We start from the raw sequence: 15,403 nt of genomic DNA, 5'->3' as shown, positions 1-15,403 counted from the left end.
AATAGTTATTGCTGAGCCTTTGTCGCTGCACCAGAAATGGCACTACCGCCCTCAGAAATATCCTGACCTACGCCTCGCGTCGTATTACACGCCGTTAATACGGAAGAAAGTACCAACACAGAAAAGATCGCAGCAATTGTCTTCTTAACCATAACGTCTTCCTTTTCCAGCCAATATTGTTTGTGTATAGCTACTTAATAATAGACAAGATCCGGGAGGGTGACGGATAAACGAGCGTTTTTAAGACAATATGAGGGGACTAACTGGCGGCGTGAGAAATTGAATTACCAAGATGTTTGATATCTTCACCGAAGCCGCGTGCCGTATTACAGCCCGCCAGAAGGGTGCTGGTGAAAAGGATAAGCATTACAAGACCGAGAAGACGTTTCATCATTCCTGCCCTGGAAAAGTATGGCGCAGCAATCTGCACCAACATCTTAAAAATACGCAAAATCATTCAGGCCGCCTGATGCAGCCTGAAAGATGAAGAATATTACTTCACGCGGGATACGTATTCGCCAGAGCGGGTATCCACTTTGATGACTTCGCCGATCTGTACGAACAGCGGAACTTTAACCACTGCACCGGTGGACAGCGTCGCTGGTTTACCACCAGTACCTGCAGTGTCACCTTTCAGACCTGGGTCAGTTTCAATGATTTCCAGCTCAACGAAGTTCGGCGGGGTCACGGAGATAGGCTGACCATTCCACAGGGTCACGATGCACTCAGCCTGATCCAGCAGCCATTTAGCGCTATCACCTACCGCTTTCGCGTCAGCAGCAAGCTGTTCGAAAGTAGAGTTGTTCATGAAATGGTAGAACTCACCGTCGTTGTACAGGTAAGTCAGGTTCATATCTACAACGTCTGCGCCTTCTGCGGAGTCGGTAGATTTGAAGGTTTTCTCTACACGAGTACCGGTCAGCAGGCGGCGCAGCTTAACGCGTGCAAATGCCTGGCCTTTACCCGGTTTAACGAATTCACTGGCTTCAACCGCATAAGGTTCGCCATCCATCATGATTTTAAGACCGGCACGAAAATCGTTGCTATAGTAAGTCGCCATAAGGCCCTCTGAAATTGTTAACTGGTAGCTAAGCCACAAAATGGCGCATATTGTAACCCTAAACACCCCATCCAGAGAAGATTGGTTAGTACAACTTGCCGATGTTCTCACCGATCCGGATGAACTATTACGTCTTTTGAATATAGACGCTGATGAAAATTTGCTCGCTGGTCGTGAGGCAAAACGTCTTTTTGCCCTTCGCGTACCGCGATCGTTTATCGCACGCATGGAGAAAGGCAACCCCAACGATCCGCTACTGCGTCAGGTGCTTACCTTGCAGGATGAATTCGTTGCCGCCCCCGGATTCTCTACGGATCCACTGGAAGAGCAGCACAGCGTCGTTCCTGGATTGCTGCATAAATATCGCAACCGGGCGTTGCTGCTGGTAAAAGGCGGATGTGCGGTAAACTGCCGCTATTGCTTCCGTCGCCACTTCCCGTATGCCGAGAACCAGGGGAATAAACGTAACTGGCAGGTTGCGTTAGATTACATCGCCGCGCACCCTGAGCTGGATGAGATTATTTTCTCCGGTGGCGATCCCCTCATGGCTAAGGATCACGAGCTTGACTGGTTACTCACGCAACTGGAGGCCATTTCACACATTAAGCGTCTGCGAATTCACAGCCGCTTGCCAATTGTGATCCCGGCTCGCATTACCGAAGGGTTAGTCGATCGTTTTGCGCGGTCTTCTCTGCAAATTCTGCTGGTGAATCACATTAACCACGCGAACGAAATTGATGAGACATTTCGTCAGGCGATGGCAAGCTTGCGTAAAGCGGGCGTCACATTGCTTAACCAAAGCGTCCTGCTGCGTGGCGTGAACGACAACGCGCAAACGCTGGCAAACCTGAGCAATGCACTGTTTGATGCAGGCGTGATGCCCTATTACCTGCATGTTTTGGATAAAGTGCAGGGAGCCGCTCACTTTATGGTGAGTGACGATGAAGCGCGGAAAATCATGCGAGAGCTGCTGACGCATGTTTCAGGCTATATGGTCCCAAAACTGGCGCGCGAAATTGGCGGTGAGCCAAGTAAAACGCCGTTAGATTTGCAATTACGACAGCAGTAACCTCTGTGAGTGCCCTGTTCAGGGACACTCCGTGCTGTGCTTATCAGGCCTACGTTTACTGATACCTGTAGGCCGGATAAGACATGTCAGCCTCGCCAGCCGGCATCAACAGCGTCTATCAGTTAGGGCACTTATAAACCTGACCATTCATCTCGCTGGCGGTCGGGACAAAACTGGAGAGCATTCCCTGAGATGGGCTGCTGACGCCATAAATCACGTTACCGCCCATTGCAGCGGCCTGGTTACGCAGATCGTTCGCCGCGCCACGCATAGAGCCACCTTCTTCGCCATGCTGGCCAGAAAGCCAGTTGCTCTGTTTACCGGTCGCAGTGCCGATCAGTTGACACTCAGCGCCAGGCTTATCTTCAACAAAGCGAACGCTTTGTCCGGCTGAACTCAATTCGTTGCTGGAGCTACAACCCGCCATCAGTAGCGCGGCACCAACGATCCCTGCTAAATATTTCACGTGCATGTTATTCCCCATAATCAATGAGCTGGACCTTATGTCCGTAGCTGAATCATATACTAAAAAGATGACCAAAAGAAAAACCCCCGGACATTTCTGCCCGGGGGTTTCTCAATTCTGGGAAATGAGCACCCAAATCATTCTGGTTGCAGGAAGGCGGCCAGTTTGTTAATCCCCAGGAGCTTACTCAAGTAAGTGACTGGGGTTAGCAAACGCAGCCAACGCATCTGCAGCCTGAAGGATGCAGGGTGTGGGCAATTACATCATGCCGCCCATTCCACCCATGCCACCCATACCGGCAGCACCTAAGTCAGGCGCATCGCCTTTCGGCAGGTCGGTAACCATGCACTCGGTGGTGATCATCAGGCCCGCAACAGAAGCCGCGTACTGCAGAGCAGAACGGGTTACTTTGGTCGGATCCAGGATACCCATATCGATCATGTTGCCGTATTCTTCAGTTGCAGCGTTGTAACCGTAGTTACCGTCGCCCGCTTTCACGGTGTTAGCAACAACAGACGGCTCTTCGCCGCAGTTCAGAACGATTTGACGCAGCGGAGATTCCATTGCGCGCAGCGCAACTTTGATACCCACGTTCTGGTCTTCGTTCTGACCTTTCAGGCCAGCAATTTTAGATGCTACGCGGATCAGCGCTACACCACCACCAGCAACCACGCCTTCTTCTACTGCAGCACGGGTCGCGTGCAGAGCATCTTCAACGCGAGCTTTCTTCTCTTTCATTTCAACTTCGGTTGCAGCACCGACTTTGATCACAGCAACACCGCCAGCCAGTTTCGCTACGCGCTCCTGCAGTTTTTCACGGTCGTAATCAGAAGTTGCTTCTTCGATCTGCTGACGAATCTGAGTCACACGACCCTGGATTGCCGCTTCTTCACCCACGCCATCGATGATGGTGGTGGTGTCTTTGTTGATAACAACACGTTTTGCCTGACCCAGATCTTCCAGGGTCGCTTTTTCCAGCTCCATACCGATCTCTTCAGAGATGACGGTACCGCCAGTCAGGGTTGCGATATCCTGCAGCATTGCTTTGCGACGGTCGCCGAAGCCAGGTGCTTTAACTGCAGCCACTTTAACGATACCACGCATGGTGTTAACAACCAGAGTAGCCAGCGCTTCGCCTTCAACATCTTCAGCGATGATCAGCAGCGGTTTGCCTGCTTTCGCAACGGCTTCCAGAACCGGCAGCATTTCGCGGATGTTGGAGATTTTCTTGTCAGCCAGCAGGATGAACGGCGTTTCCAGTTCTACTGCGCCCGTTTCCGGCTTGTTGATGAAGTAAGGAGACAGGTAACCGCGGTCAAACTGCATACCTTCAACCACGTCCAGTTCGTCCTGCAGACCGGTACCGTCTTCAACAGTGATCACGCCTTCTTTACCGACTTTGTCCATCGCTTCAGCGATCAGTTTACCTACGGTTTCGTCGGAGTTAGCGGAGATGGTACCAACCTGAGCAATCGCTTTAGAGTCGGAGCACGGTACGGACAGTGCTTTCAGTTCTTCAACAGCAGCAGCGACAGCTTTGTCGATACCACGTTTCAGATCCATCGGGTTCATACCCGCTGCAACAGCTTTCAGGCCTTCAGTAATGATAGACTGAGCCAGGACGGTTGCGGTGGTGGTACCGTCGCCTGCAGCGTCGTTCGCTTTAGAGGCAACTTCTTTCACCATCTGCGCGCCCATGTTTTCGAACTTGTCTTCCAGCTCGATTTCACGTGCAACAGAAACACCATCTTTAGTGATGGTCGGTGCGCCGAAAGATTTATCCAGAACTACGTTACGGCCTTTTGGACCGAGGGTAACTTTCACTGCATCTGCCAGTACATTCACGCCGCGCAGCATTTTCACACGAGCGTCGTTACCGAATTTTACGTCTTTAGCTGCCATTTTCTCTTTCCCTTAAATTCGTATGTTCAGTGTCGTTCGCGGATTAGGCTTCAACAATTGCCAGGATGTCGCTTTCAGACATGATCAACACTTCTTCATTGTCGATCTTCTCAGATTTAACACCGTAGCCATCGTTGAAAATGACGATATCGCCGACTTTCACGTCCAGCGGCTGTACAGAACCGTTGTCCAGGATGCGACCCTTACCGACAGCGATGATTTCGCCACGAGTTGATTTACCTGCTGCGGAACCGGTCAGTACGATGCCACCAGCAGATTTGGATTCAACTTCTTTACGTTTGACGATCACACGATCATGTAACGGACGAATACTCATTGATAGCTCTCCTTTGAGAAAGTCTTTATCAGTTATGGGTGACGCCGGCCCGTAAACGGTATCCCGGCTAGTGACCAGAGAGATGGGGATGGGCTTTTGTGCCTTCAAGGGGGCAAGCGAAAAAAAATTTTTATCAGCAGAAAATCCCGTCAAAACACCGACTCACCTCACATTTCATAACGATTTCAGCCGCGTCGTCATAAGCAAATCCTCTTGTGATACCATCGAAAATCTGTGCTGTAGCCCGGTACATGGGCATAACCGGATAACAACTTATGAGCGGACTAAAACAAGAGCTGGGACTGGCTCAGGGCGTTGGCCTGTTGTCGACATCATTGTTAGGTACAGGCGTTTTCGCCGTCCCCGCACTGGCCGCGCTGGTTGCTGGCAACAACAGCCTGTGGGCATGGCCAGTGCTGATCGTTTTAGTCTTTCCGGTGGCGATTGTCTTTGCCGCACTCGGTCGCCATTTTCCCAGCGCAGGCGGCGTGGCGCATTTTGTCGGCATGGCCTTTGGCTCAAGACTTGAGCGCGTTACCGGATGGCTTTTTTTATCGGTAATTCCAGTGGGGTTACCTGCGGCATTGCACATCGCCGCAGGATTTGGCCAGGCAATGTTTGGCTGGCATGGTTGGCAGCTTCTGTTGGCAGAGCTCGGCACGCTGGTATTGGTCTGGTACATCGGTTCGCGAGGTGCCAGCTCCAGCGCTAACCTGCAAACGGTGATTGCCGGACTGATCGTAGCGCTGGTTGTCGCCATCTGGTGGGCTGGCGAGTTGAAACCGAGTGAGATCCCCTTTCCTGCCATCGACAAGATTGAGTTTCCCGGGCTTTTTGCCGCGCTGTCGGTGATGTTCTGGTGCTTTGTTGGCCTTGAAGCGTTCGCACACCTGGCCTCTGAATTCAAAAATCCGGAACGGGATTTCCCGCGCGCCCTGATGATTGGCCTGCTACTGGCCGGTTCCGTGTACTGGGCATGTACCGTCGTTGTACTACATTTTGATGCCTACGGTGAGCAGATGGCGGCGGCGGCATCGCTGCCTGAAATCGTCGTCCAACTGTTTGGCGTTCAGGCCCTGTGGGTTGCCTGCATCATTGGTTATCTGGCCTGCTTTGCCAGCCTGAACATTTATATCCAAAGTTTCGCCCGTCTGGTGTGGTCGCAAGCACAATATAAACCTGAGAGCTATCTGGCTCGCCTGTCCCCTCGCCATCTCCCGAGCAATGCGCTAAACGCGGTATTGGGTTGTTGCGTCGTCAGCACCTTGTGCATCTATATGCTGCAAATCAATCTCGACGCGTTAATCGTCTACGCTAACGGCATCTTTATTATGATTTATCTGCTATGCATGCTGGCAGGGTGTCGATTGCTAAAAGGGCACTATCGCGTGCTGGCGATAGTGGGGGGGCTGCTGTGCCTACTGCTGCTGGCGATGGTCGGCTGGAAGAGTCTGTATGCGCTGATTATGCTGGCGGGGTTATGGCTGTTTTTACCGAACCGGAAAATGGCGGAGGCCAGATAATCAGTAAAAAAGCCCGGTGTCGCGAACGCTTACCGGGCCTACCGGGTCAGTCACGGCGATCGTCATCTTTATGATCAAGGCGGTTACGATCGTCATCCTTGCGCTGAAATTCACCGTCAAAGGTATCACCACCGCCAGTTCCGGCACTAAATCCACCACCAGGCATACGCGAAAAACGCAAATGCGGCAGTAACTTCATGGTCAAATGTTTCTGCACCGGTGGTAATAAAAGAAGAAGACCGAGGAAATCGGTGAAGAATCCCGGCAACACCAACAGCAAGCCGGCGATAATCAACGACACGCTCTTGATCATTTCTGCAGCCGGACTTTCACCTGCTGCCATTTTCTGTTGCATCAGCAAAAAGTTTTTAAACCCTTGGTTACGAACCAGAGACATACCGATAACCGAGGTAAAAATAACCAAAATCAGGGTCATCAGGACACCCAGCACATGGGCAACCTGGATAAAAATAGATATCTCTATGTAAACATAGAGAAAAATGGCAAGTAATGGTATCCAGCGCAAAGGGCTCTCCTGTTGAAAACAGTCGTTTTCACCAACAACTGTTCGAAAATTGTGTGACTTGCATCACCCTAATATTGTGGTGATTAGCAAAATTTCAAGCTGCTTGTACACTAATATTTGGTGTTAATCCTAAAGGGGTGATCTATTTCACAGAATAATAAATAAGGGGTAAATTCCACGCTTTAAGTGATCCAGATTACGGTAGAAATCCTGAACCAGCATATGATCTCGGGTATCAGACCGATGCAGGGGATAATCGTCGGTCGAGAAACAATCGAAATCACATATATCCTGTGTGTTTAGTCAAATCATTGGCAGCTTGAAAAAGAAGGTTCACATGTTAAACAACATTCGTATCGAAGAAGACTTGTTGGGTACCAGGGAAGTTCCAGCGGACGCTTACTATGGTGTTCACACTCTGAGAGCGATTGAAAACTTCTACATTAGCAACAACAAAATCAGTGACATTCCTGAATTTGTTCGCGGCATGGTAATGGTTAAAAAGGCAGCGGCACTGGCCAACAAAGAGCTGCAAACTATTCCTAAGAGTGTGGCAAATGCCATCATCGCGGCGTGTGATGAAGTCCTGAATAACGGAAAATGCATGGATCAGTTCCCGGTAGATGTTTACCAGGGCGGTGCGGGTACCTCCGTCAACATGAACACCAACGAAGTGCTGGCCAATATCGGTCTGGAACTGATGGGTCACCAGAAAGGTGAATATCAGTACCTGAACCCGAACGACCACGTCAACAAATGTCAGTCTACCAACGACGCTTACCCGACCGGTTTCCGTATCGCTGTTTACGCATCCATCATCAAACTGATTGATGCCCTGAACCAGCTGCGTGAAGGCTTCGAGCAAAAAGCTGTTGAGTTCCAGGACATCCTGAAAATGGGTCGTACCCAGTTGCAGGATGCTGTACCGATGACCCTCGGTCAGGAATTCCGTGCTTTCAGCGTACTGTTGAAAGAAGAAGTGAAAAACATTGGACGTACCGCTGAGCTGCTGCTGGAAGTTAACCTCGGCGCAACTGCAATCGGTACGGGTCTGAACACACCGAAAGAGTACTCTCCGCTGGCAGTGCAAAAACTGGCTGAAGTGACCGGTTTCGCCTGCGTTCCAGCAGAAGACCTGATTGAAGCAACCTCCGACTGCGGCGCATACGTTATGGTGCACGGTGCACTGAAACGTCTGGCTGTGAAAATGTCCAAAATCTGTAACGACCTGCGTTTGCTCTCCTCTGGCCCACGTGCCGGCCTGAATGAGATCAACCTGCCGGAACTGCAGGCGGGCTCTTCCATCATGCCAGCAAAAGTGAACCCGGTTGTTCCAGAAGTTGTAAACCAGGTTTGCTTTAAAGTCATCGGTAACGACGTTACTGTTACCATGGCATCTGAAGCAGGTCAGCTGCAGCTGAACGTAATGGAACCTGTTATCGGCCAGGCAATGTTCGAATCTATCCACATTCTGAGCAACGCTTGCTACAACCTGCTGGAAAAATGCGTTAGCGGCATCACTGCTAACAAAGAAGTATGTGAAGCATTCGTTTATAACTCCATCGGTATCGTCACCTACCTCAACCCGTTCATCGGTCACCACAACGGCGACATCGTCGGTAAAATTTGTGCCGAAACCGGTAAGAGCGTGCGTGAAGTTGTCCTGGAGCGTGGTCTGTTGACCGAAGCAGAACTGGACGATATCTTCTCTGCACAGAACCTGATGCACCCGGCTTATAAAGCAAAACGTTATACTGATGAAAGCGAACAGTAATCGTGTAGGGTAGTACCAGAGAAGGCACGTCATGATGACGTGCCTTTTTTCTTGCACCAAGTTACTTAAAAACAACAATTTAATATCAACTTGTTAAACAACAAGGAAGGCTAATATGATAGTTTTAGAACTTATCATCGTTTTGCTGGCAATCTTTTTAGGTGCCAGACTTGGGGGTATCGGTATTGGATTTGCAGGTGGGCTGGGTGTTCTGGTTCTCGCCGCTATTGGCGTAAAACCGGGTAATATTCCGTTCGATGTTATTTCCATTATCATGGCGGTTATCGCTGCTATCTCTGCAATGCAGATTGCAGGTGGTCTGGACTATCTGGTCCATCAAACTGAAAAACTGCTGCGTAAGAACCCGAAATACATCACGATCCTTGCACCGATCGTGACCTATTTCCTGACTATCTTCGCGGGTACCGGCAACATCTCTCTGGCAACGCTGCCAGTTATCGCTGAAGTAGCGAAGGAGCAAGGGATCAAACCTTGCCGTCCGCTCTCTACTGCCGTGGTTTCTGCACAGATTGCGATTACCGCATCACCTATCTCTGCGGCCGTGGTTTACATGTCTTCCGTAATGGAAGGTCATGGTATCAGCTACATTCACCTGCTGTCAGTGGTCATTCCGTCCACCCTGCTGGCTGTGCTGGTCATGTCCTTCCTGGTCACCATGCTGTTCAACTCCAAACTGTCTGACGATCCGATTTATCGTAAGCGTCTGGAAGAAGGTTTGGTTGAGCTGCGCGGTGAAAGACAAGTTGAAATCAAAGCCGGTGCGAAAACCTCCGTATGGTTGTTCCTGCTGGGTGTGGTTTGTGTCGTCGTTTACGCCATCGTCAACAGCCCAAGCCTTGGTCTGGTTGCTAAGCCGCTGATGAACACCACCAACGCCATTCTGATCATCATGCTGAGCATCGCAACGCTGACGACAATCGTCTGCCGCGTTGAAACTGACTCCATCCTGAACTCCAGCACCTTCAAAGCAGGTATGAGCGCCTGTATTTGTATCCTGGGTGTTGCATGGCTGGGTGATACCTTCGTATCTCACAACATTGACTGGATCAAAGATACTGCGGGTAGCGTAATTCAGGGTCATCCGTGGCTGCTGGCCGTCATCTTCTTCTTTGCTTCTGCACTGCTGTATTCTCAGGCTGCAACGGCTAAAGCACTGATGCCGATGGCTCTGGCACTGAACGTTTCTCCACTGACCGCTGTAGCGTCTTTCGCTGCGGTTTCTGGTCTGTTCATTCTGCCTACCTACCCAACTCTGGTTGCGGCGGTTCAGATGGATGACACCGGTACTACCCGTATCGGTAAATTCGTCTTTAACCATCCGTTCTTCATCCCGGGTACTCTGGGTGTGGTTCTGGCTGTCTGCTTCGGCTTCTTGCTGGGTAGCTTCATGCTGTAAGTTTTACCTGCGGGGTGCTTATGCATCCCGCAGTTCCTCCCCGCCGCGCTTTAACTAACATCCTTCCCTCGTCCGTTGTATAGTTACCGTTCTCTTGCTGGTTACTCTGTTATTTCGAGGTGTTTATGCTTGATGTAAAGAGTCAGGATATTTCCATCCCCGATACCGTTGTGGTGCTTTGCACCGCCCCGGATGAAGCAACAGCCCAGGATCTGGCAGCCAAAGTACTGGCAGAAAAACTGGCCGCCTGCGTGACTCTACTGCCCGGTGCAACGTCTCTCTATTATTGGGAAGGTAAGCTGGAGCAGGAATATGAAGTCCAGATGATTTTAAAAACCTCCGTCACGCACCAGCAAGCGCTTCTCGATTGCCTGAAGTCACATCACCCGTACCAAACACCTGAACTTCTGGTTTTACCCGTCACCCACGGAGATTGTAATTACCGCTCATGGCTCAACGCATCCTTACGCTGATCCTGCTGCTATGCAGCACATCCACTTTTGCCGGATTATTTGATTCGCCTGGCCGCTCGCAGTTTGTCCCTGCCGATCGGGCATTTATTTTTGATTTTCAGCAAAACCAACATGACCTGAACCTCTCATGGCAGGTAAAAGACGGCTACTACCTGTATCGCAAACAGATACGCATTACGCCATCACAGGCCGATATTGCCGAGGTAAAGCTACCGCCCGGCGTCTGGCATGAAGATGAGTTTTACGGCAAAAGTGAAATTTACCGTAAGCGGTTGAACGTTCCGGTAACGATCAATCAGGCCACATCTGGTGCAACGCTGACCGTCACTTACCAGGGCTGTGCCGATGCCGGATTTTGCTATCCGCCAGAAACCAAAACCGTTCCACTCAGTGAAGTCATGGCTCGTACAGATGCGACGTCTACACCAACGTCTGTTACAGTCACCGCGGAAAAACAATCACTGCCAGCCGCCCAACTCCCCTTTTCGGCACTGTGGGCATTGCTGATCGGGATTGGCATTGCCTTTACCCCTTGTGTACTGCCGATGTATCCACTGATTTCCGGGATCGTACTCGGGGGTAAACAGCGCTTATCAACCGGGCGAGCGCTGCTGCTGACCTTTATCTACGTACAGGGAATGGCGCTCACCTACACTGCCCTGGGCCTGGTCGTTGCGGCTGCCGGGCTACAGTTCCAGGCCGCGTTACAGCACCCCTATGTACTGATTGGGCTTGCCATTGTCTTTACGCTGCTGGCCTTGTCGATGTTCGGCTTGTTCACATTACAACTGCCCTCTTCACTACAAACACGCCTCACACTAATGAGTAACCGCCAGCAAGGCGGTTCTCCGGGCAGCGTATTTACAATGGGGGCGATTGCTGGACTGATCTGTTCCCCTTGCACCACGGCACCACTGAGCGCGATTTTGCTGTATATCGCTCAGAGCGGGAATCTGTGGCTGGGAGGCGGTACGCTGTATCTGTACGCACTGGGGATGGGATTACCCCTGATGCTGATTACCGTATTTGGTAACCGACTGCTGCCCAAAAGTGGTCCATGGATGGAACACGTCAAGACCGCTTTTGGTTTCGTCATCCTTGCGCTTCCCGTTTTTTTACTCGAGCGGATTATCGGTGATGAGTGGGGCGTTCGCCTGTGGTCACTGCTTGGCGTGGCATTCTTTGCCTGGGCGTTCATCACCAGTCTGCAGGCAAAACAAGGCTGGATGCGTATCGTGCAGATTGTCCTGTTAGCTGCGGCGCTGGTAAGCGTACGACCATTACAGGATTGGGCATTCGGTGCGTCGCATGCCCAATCCCAAACACACCTGAACTTCATCCCAGTGACATCGGTGGACGAGTTAAATCAGGCGCTGGAGCGAGCCAGAGGCAAGCCTGTCATGTTGGATTTGTATGCTGACTGGTGTGTTGCCTGTAAAGAGTTCGAGAAGTACACCTTCAGTAACCCACAAGTGCAACAAGCGCTGGGCGATACGGTGCTGCTGCAAGCGGATGTCACCGCAAACAATGCACAAGATGTCGCACTTCTTAAACATTTACAGGTATTAGGGCTGCCAACCATTCTGTTCTTTGATGCCCAGGGTAAAGAGCATCCACAAGCACGGGTAACGGGCTTTATGGATGCAGCAACCTTTAGTGCGCATTTGCGCGATCGCCAACCGTGAGCGACACTTGCAAAAGGAAATACGGAGGAGAATACCGTGCAACGTGAAGATGTCCTGGGAGAAGCCCTGAAATTACTTGAGGTTCAAGGGATAGCCAATACCACACTGGAAATGGTGGCTGAGCATGTCGATTATCCACTTGATGAGCTGCAACGCTTCTGGCCTGATAAAGAGGCCATTCTGTACGATGCCTTGCGTTACCTCAGCCAACGGGTGGATATCTGGCGGCGTCAGCTTTTGCTGGATGACACGCTCAGCGCTGAGCAGAAACTACTGGCACGCTATAACGCACTGTCCGAATGTGTGAGTAATAATCGCTATCCCGGTTGCCTGTTCATCGCTGCCTGCACGTTTTATCCCGATCCTGGACATCCTGTCCATCAGTTAGCTGATCAGCAGAAAAAGGCCGCACATGACTTCACACATGAGCTGCTGACGACCCTGGAGGTCGATGACCCGGCAATGGTCGCCAAACAAATGGAACTGGTGCTGGAGGGCTGCCTGAGCCGCATGCTGGTCAATCGTAGCCACGCGGACGTTGAAACAGCACACCGCCTGGCAGAAGATATCCTGCGCTTTGCTCAGTGCCGTATGGGCGGGGCGCTGACTTGATTCGGATTTCGTAACTTTTGTGAACCGCATATAATTTCGGCAATACCGACATGTTAAAAGGAATTATATGCGTCTCGCGCACTGCATTCTCCTCGCAGGTTTTATCTCTGCCCCCCTGTATGCCAATCCATTAAACGGTTTTTCGTTTGCACATAAAGACTGGGAAGTTGCGTGTGAGAATACGGGTACCTGTCGAGCGGCAGGTTATAGTGACCATGCGGTAAGTGTACTGCTCACACGTGCGGCGGGTCCCGACACCAGCGTGCATGTCGAGGTTGCTTTTGCACAGCGTACGGCGAATCACCCCCCTCTGAAAGACGCCATGCTTTTTATTGATGACCAAAAGCAAGGCGCGCTAACGTTTTCCGCAGAGGGATATTTCAAACTCGACGACCAACAGCGAAAGGTGTTTCTGGACGCCTTACGTCAGGACAATACCATTGAGTTTGCAGCAGAGGGTGAGCGATTACCGCTTTCTAATGCAGGTTCGAGCGCTGTGCTGCTGAAAATGGATGAATTCCAGAAACGCATCAATACCCAAAGCGCTCTGCTGCATCCAGGAGATAAAAACAGTAATGATGTGCTTAACGCTGAGCCAGCCCCGCTCATTATCACCCAACCCGTCATCCGCACGCCGGACGTGGAACCGTTAACGACCGCGCAGCGACAAAAAATAGATCCCCAAATCAGGGTCACTCCCGAGATGAATTGCCGCGAACCAGAAGAGGGTCAGGAACGCATTTATTACCGCATTCCGGTGGATAAACAACATGTGCTCATTCAAACCGAATGCTTTGATAGCTCACGTACCCTCCTCTGGCTGACCAATACCGAACTAACGGCTTCGCCTAAACTGATCACGAGTGATGCCAGTGAATATGAAAATGGTGAGATAGCCCGTTTTAGCGGCCCCATTCAACGCTGGGTCTGGGAGGGTAACAACTTCACCTTGCGCGACGAATACCGCAGCGGTGGACAAGGAAACCTTTCTGTCGGTGGTGTCTGGACACTCCCTACGTTCGTTAGCCACGTACGTTCTCAGTTTGATGTGGACACGGATAACGCAGCCTTAAAAACGCTACGTAGCGCCGTAGAGAGTATGCAAAAAAGCGATCCGGACTTAGAACTGAGCAAAATCGCCAGTCAGTTCCCATTAACCGGTCAAATCACTGATTTCAGGATCTCTTACGCTGAAGATTCAACGGGACCAACCGCAAAACCCTCCCCTGAGATTAGCGATGATGAGTGGCAGGCATTTTCCCGCACAACGTTTAGTGTCGATTCGGAAAATGGAGACGTGAACTTTACGCTCATTGATCTGGATGACGACGGTAAACGCGATCTCATCATCAACAGCTACGTTGGTGGTACAGGGCTATTCAGCTACACCGGCGTCCTCAAACGCGGTGATAATGTCTTCTTCGCCGTTTATGGCAAACAGGATGACGATAACTTTGGCGTACCTGGGGCGCTATTTTCGGAGAATGGGCGCGGTGCCAACCAATGGAGCCAATGGGTGCGCATCAACGGTAAGGTTTACGCTCTCTGGTACAACGGCTTATATAATGAAGAGAAGCTTTATCTGCTGCGTCCATTTAGCCCAGACGAGAAGGTTCCCGTCGTAGCCGTCCACTATCGCTATGAATACGATATGAATTCAATCGAACCACGGGAAGAAGGACAACCCCTACTCCCGAAATTGAATACCAAAGACAAAACAAAGCTCATTACCGAACTGAACAAAATGCAAAGCATGCTTTTACAAAACCAACAGGCAAGCGACGGAGTTTCCCCAATCTGCCCAATCCCTGCCGGTACGTTGCCGGAAGAGGCGGACAATTACAGTTCAGGGATTGCAGGGAATTATACGTCTGAACCTGTCGCAACCATTCCTGTCTGGGTAAATGGGAAGTGCCTTATCGGTTCTGTCGAGAGTTATTTTGGTAGAGGGGAGTTCATCACTCTCATTTCGCCAAAAGATCAGGATATTGTCGGAGAGTATTCAGTTACCGGCACACGCCATGTAACATCCATTAAAAGTGAATGGATTCTCCGCGAAGGCGATAACGGTATGCTGTGATTTTGAGCGAAATCCTCGAGAAAACAGCGAAATCGCTGCATAGTTAAGCAACTGACCGAAAAAGCGAGAAATTTGGTTGACGGGGTGTCCGGATTACGGTTTAATGCGCCCCGTTGCCCGGATAGCTCAGTCGGTAGAGCAGGGGATTGAAAATCCCCGTGTCCTTGGTTCGATTCCGAGTCCGGGCACCACTATTCAAAGAACCCGCCCTAAAGGCGGGTTTTTGCTTTTATAGTTTCTGATACTTTCCAACCGATCGTCTCTCAATATCCTCACAGCGCTTCCCCGCACAAAATCCATATGTAAGATAGCCATGCCTGTTAACAAAAGACATCTGGGCTCTATAAGAAGATGGGCTTTAACGTGACGGGACGTTCAGAAGTGGACAATCTCGGACAACCGTACCCGTTACTCAACCTCGTGCGCGGGTAGCAGGACAAGCTTTTACTGGCCGGATAAGGCAGCACGCCGCATCCGGC

General features: G+C 50.8%; 15 protein-coding genes, 1 tRNA gene and 1 pseudogene. 10 read left to right on the top strand and 7 right to left on the bottom strand.

Annotated elements, in window-relative coordinates:
* Window positions 1–5: 5 nt before the first annotated feature.
* The 3 genes from ecnB to efp form a co-directional block, all read right to left on the bottom strand.
* On the bottom strand, window positions 6–152 hold the full coding sequence (ecnB, locus tag ACLJXE_RS24025) for a lipoprotein toxin entericidin B (RefSeq protein ID WP_003025482.1): 147 nt from the start codon (window positions 150–152) through the stop codon (window positions 6–8).
* A 107-nt stretch (window positions 153–259) separates the two neighbouring features.
* Window positions 260–394, bottom strand: coding sequence for a lipoprotein antitoxin entericidin A (gene ecnA, locus ACLJXE_RS24020; protein ID WP_040232999.1), 135 nt, complete (start codon window positions 392–394; stop codon window positions 260–262).
* 99 nt (window positions 395–493) lie between these two features.
* Window positions 494–1,060, bottom strand: a complete 567-nt coding sequence (gene efp / locus ACLJXE_RS24015) for an elongation factor P (RefSeq protein WP_005120972.1) — start codon at window positions 1,058–1,060, stop codon at window positions 494–496.
* Between the two features lie 40 nt (window positions 1,061–1,100).
* Here efp and epmB point away from each other — a divergent pair, with 40 nt between their 5' ends.
* On the top strand, window positions 1,101–2,129 hold the full coding sequence (gene epmB, locus ACLJXE_RS24010) for an EF-P beta-lysylation protein EpmB (RefSeq protein ID WP_410752217.1): 1,029 nt from the start codon (window positions 1,101–1,103) through the stop codon (window positions 2,127–2,129).
* A gap of 118 nt (window positions 2,130–2,247) precedes the next feature.
* Here the strand turns inward: epmB and ACLJXE_RS24005 are convergent, their stop codons facing one another.
* From ACLJXE_RS24005 to ACLJXE_RS23995, 3 genes are all read right to left on the bottom strand, one after another.
* A complete protein-coding gene (locus ACLJXE_RS24005; protein ID WP_005120974.1) occupies window positions 2,248–2,601 on the bottom strand; it encodes a DUF4156 domain-containing protein in 354 nt (117 codons plus the stop codon).
* Between the two features lie 252 nt (window positions 2,602–2,853).
* The gene (gene groL / locus ACLJXE_RS24000) at window positions 2,854–4,497 is read right to left on the bottom strand and encodes a chaperonin GroEL (RefSeq protein WP_137384020.1); all 1,644 of its coding nucleotides are present in this window, start codon (window positions 4,495–4,497) and stop codon (window positions 2,854–2,856) included.
* A gap of 43 nt (window positions 4,498–4,540) precedes the next feature.
* Entirely contained in the window at window positions 4,541–4,834 is a 294-nt protein-coding gene (locus tag ACLJXE_RS23995; protein WP_005120976.1) for a co-chaperone GroES, read from the bottom strand.
* 275 nt (window positions 4,835–5,109) lie between these two features.
* On the opposite strand from ACLJXE_RS23995, the gene yjeH reads away from it, so the two are divergent.
* Window positions 5,110–6,357 (top strand): L-methionine/branched-chain amino acid transporter, encoded by a 1,248-nt coding sequence (yjeH, locus tag ACLJXE_RS23990; RefSeq protein WP_410752216.1) that lies wholly within the window; start codon window positions 5,110–5,112, stop codon window positions 6,355–6,357.
* A 46-nt stretch (window positions 6,358–6,403) separates the two neighbouring features.
* Here the strand turns inward: yjeH and ACLJXE_RS23985 are convergent, their stop codons facing one another.
* Window positions 6,404–6,883, bottom strand: coding sequence for an FxsA family protein (locus tag ACLJXE_RS23985; RefSeq protein WP_005120978.1), 480 nt, complete (start codon window positions 6,881–6,883; stop codon window positions 6,404–6,406).
* Window positions 6,884–7,220: 337 nt separating this feature from the next.
* Here ACLJXE_RS23985 and aspA point away from each other — a divergent pair, with 337 nt between their 5' ends.
* From aspA to ACLJXE_RS23945, 8 genes and pseudogenes are all read left to right on the top strand, one after another.
* Window positions 7,221–8,657, top strand: a complete 1,437-nt coding sequence (gene aspA, locus ACLJXE_RS23980) for an aspartate ammonia-lyase (protein ID WP_048212919.1) — start codon at window positions 7,221–7,223, stop codon at window positions 8,655–8,657.
* A gap of 115 nt (window positions 8,658–8,772) precedes the next feature.
* Entirely contained in the window at window positions 8,773–10,074 is a 1,302-nt protein-coding gene (gene dcuA, locus ACLJXE_RS23975; protein WP_137384022.1) for an anaerobic C4-dicarboxylate transporter DcuA, read from the top strand.
* A gap of 125 nt (window positions 10,075–10,199) precedes the next feature.
* A complete protein-coding gene (gene cutA, locus ACLJXE_RS23970; RefSeq protein WP_410752215.1) occupies window positions 10,200–10,547 on the top strand; it encodes a divalent cation tolerance protein CutA in 348 nt (115 codons plus the stop codon).
* Window positions 10,523–12,232, top strand: coding sequence for a protein-disulfide reductase DsbD (locus ACLJXE_RS23965; protein WP_410752214.1), 1,710 nt, complete (start codon window positions 10,523–10,525; stop codon window positions 12,230–12,232). The genes cutA and ACLJXE_RS23965 overlap by 25 nt, the downstream gene beginning before the upstream one ends.
* 36 nt (window positions 12,233–12,268) lie before the next feature.
* Window positions 12,269–12,844 (top strand): transcriptional regulator, encoded by a 576-nt coding sequence (locus tag ACLJXE_RS23960; protein ID WP_410752213.1) that lies wholly within the window; start codon window positions 12,269–12,271, stop codon window positions 12,842–12,844.
* 67 nt (window positions 12,845–12,911) lie between these two features.
* Complete coding sequence (locus tag ACLJXE_RS23955; protein ID WP_410752212.1) at window positions 12,912–14,924, top strand: DUF1176 domain-containing protein; 2,013 nt, start codon at window positions 12,912–12,914, stop codon at window positions 14,922–14,924.
* Between the two features lie 115 nt (window positions 14,925–15,039).
* A tRNA-Phe gene (locus ACLJXE_RS23950) sits at window positions 15,040–15,115 on the top strand.
* Window positions 15,116–15,260: 145 nt separating this feature from the next.
* Window positions 15,261–15,356: pseudogene (locus tag ACLJXE_RS23945) on the top strand (GNAT family N-acetyltransferase); the annotation flags it as partial.
* Window positions 15,357–15,403 lie beyond the last annotated feature (47 nt).

This window comes from Citrobacter sp. U14242 (assembly GCF_046555775.1).
Classification (GTDB): Bacteria; Pseudomonadota; Gammaproteobacteria; order Enterobacterales; family Enterobacteriaceae; genus Citrobacter.
Note: the sequence above shows the minus strand (reverse complement) of the source record. Positions and strands in the feature narration are given on the sequence as shown.